Origin of the sequence: Spirulina sp. 06S082 (assembly GCF_034932145.1) — a bacterium.
Lineage (GTDB): Bacteria > Cyanobacteriota > Cyanobacteriia > Cyanobacteriales > Spirulinaceae > CCY15215.
The window spans coordinates 1-1,826 of sequence record NZ_JAYGHV010000260.1 but is presented as its reverse complement, the minus strand read 5'-3'; the positions used below and the strand labels follow the sequence as shown (position 1 = coordinate 1,826).

Annotated in this window: 4 protein-coding genes; 3 read left to right on the top strand and 1 reads right to left on the bottom strand. The window is 38.8% G+C overall.

Translation table 11 applies throughout. The features are described 5' to 3' along the window. The coding region (locus VB714_RS15435) for a hypothetical protein (protein ID WP_323225522.1) at positions 1-185 on the bottom strand (185 nt) is incomplete at its 3' end. Positions 186-569: 384 nt separating this feature from the next. Between VB714_RS15435 and VB714_RS15430 the strand changes: the two genes are divergently transcribed. From VB714_RS15430 to VB714_RS15420, 3 genes are all read left to right on the top strand, one after another. Then, positions 570-851, top strand: coding sequence for a hypothetical protein (locus tag VB714_RS15430; RefSeq protein ID WP_323225521.1), 282 nt, complete (start codon positions 570-572; stop codon positions 849-851). A 42-nt stretch (positions 852-893) separates the two neighbouring features. Beyond that, positions 894-1,319: an IS200/IS605 family transposase gene (gene tnpA, locus VB714_RS15425; protein WP_416309700.1), complete on the top strand. Its 426-nt coding sequence runs from the start codon at positions 894-896 to the stop codon at positions 1,317-1,319. A 281-nt stretch (positions 1,320-1,600) separates the two neighbouring features. Continuing rightward, positions 1,601-1,826 (top strand): DUF433 domain-containing protein (locus VB714_RS15420; protein ID WP_323225523.1); only part of this gene is annotated, 226 nt, incomplete at its 3' end.

The following is a 1,826-nucleotide window of genomic DNA, read 5'->3' as shown; positions in this document are numbered from 1 at the left end:
TTGAGAAAAAAAGCATCAATTGATGACAAATTCACGATAAAGGAGTAGTTCATTTCAATGGACTTTTTGTATGAGACGGGGAATTTCAATCCCAGGCGGTGCGATGATAAGAAGAACAATGTAATGACCAATTTATCTTTAATTTGCTCCTTGATGTTTTGGCGATCGCGGTTTTTAAAAACCAATAGTTTAAATCGGGATCCGCCAGGGATTAAAAATCCCTGTCTCATACAAAAAATCCATTAAAATGGATTGGGGAGGGGTGCGATCGCGCTGATGTTAGATAAAGATTGGGGGAAATGCGATCGCGCTTTTGAATAAAAAAGCATCAATTGATGACAAATTCACGATAAAAGAGTAGTCCATTTCAATGGACTTTTTGTATGAGACGGGGATTTTCAATCCCCGGCGGTGCGATGATAAGAAGGACAATTTAATGACCAATTTATCTTTAATTTGCTCCTTGATATTTTGGCGATCGCGGTTTTTGAAAACCAATAGTTTAAATCGGAATCCGCCAGCCAGGGATTTTCAATCCCCGGCGGTGCGACGATAAGAAGAACAATATAATGACCAATTTATCTTTAATTTGCTTCTTGATGTTTTGGCGATCGCGGTTTTTAAAAACCAATAGTTTAAATCGGGATCTGCCAGGGATTTTCAATCCCCGGCGGTGCAACGATAAGAAGGACAATGTAATGACCAATTTATCTTTAATTTGCTCCTTGATGTTTTGGCGATCGCGGTTTTTAAAAACCAATGGTTTAAATCGGGATCTGCCAGGGCATTTTATTCCCCGGCGGTGCGACGATAAGCAAGGATTTTCAATACCCGGTGGTGCTATGATATAATTCCATTTTAAAAACCAATAATCGAAATTGTAATCTCATCAAATGGCATATTGGCGTTTATATTATCATTTGGTTTGGGCAACAAAAAATCGTTATCCCTATTTAACCCCAGCCAAAGAAGAAAAATTATATCCTTACATTATCAATAAATCCGATTCATTAGGCTGTATCGTTCACGCGATAGGAGGTGTTGAAGACCATATTCATTTAATTGTTTCAATTCCTCCCAAAATTGCGATCGCAGAATTCGTCAAGAAAATAAAAGGGAGTAGCTCTCGTCTTTTAAATAATATTAAAAATGATGCTTTACAATTTTCATGGCAAGAAGGATATGGCGTTTTTTCTCTGGGTAGCAAACAACTCGATCGCGCGATCGCCTATGTTCAAAATCAAAAAGAACACCATACCAAAAATACAGCGATCGCAGCATTAGAGATCGTGCAAAATAAAGAATCCGACAGGAAATAAAAAATAAAACCCCCGGCGGTGCAGCGATAAGAAGAACAATATAATGACCAATTTATCTTTAATTTGCTTCTTGATGTTTTGGCGATCGCGGTTTTTGAAAACCATTGGTTTAAATCGGGATCCGACAGGAATCCGCCAGGGATTAAAAATCCCTGTCTCATACAAAAAATCCATTAAAATGGATTAGGGAGGAATGCGATCGCGCTGATGGTTGAGAAAAATTTGAGGAGATGCGATCGCGTTATAATGAGGAAGAAATGCGATCGAATAATGATGGTCAGATGATAAACCGCACTAACCTATTAGCTCGAATTACTCAGACACCGGGAAAATGTGGCGGTCGTCCCTGCATACGTGGGATGCGAATTCGCGTTAGTGATATTCTTGAAACATTAGCAGATAATATCCCTGCTAGCGAAATTTTAGAAGACTTTCCCGATCTCGAACCTGAAGATATTCAGGCGTGTTTATTATTTGCCGCCCTGCAAATTGATTTTCCCAAAATAG

Coding starts and splice junctions, on each gene's coding strand:
- VB714_RS15430 (WP_323225521.1), top strand. CDS start 570: ATGACCAATTTATCTTTAATTTGCTTCTTGATGTTTTGGCGATCGCGG.
- tnpA (WP_416309700.1), top strand. CDS start 894: ATGGCATATTGGCGTTTATATTATCATTTGGTTTGGGCAACAAAAAAT.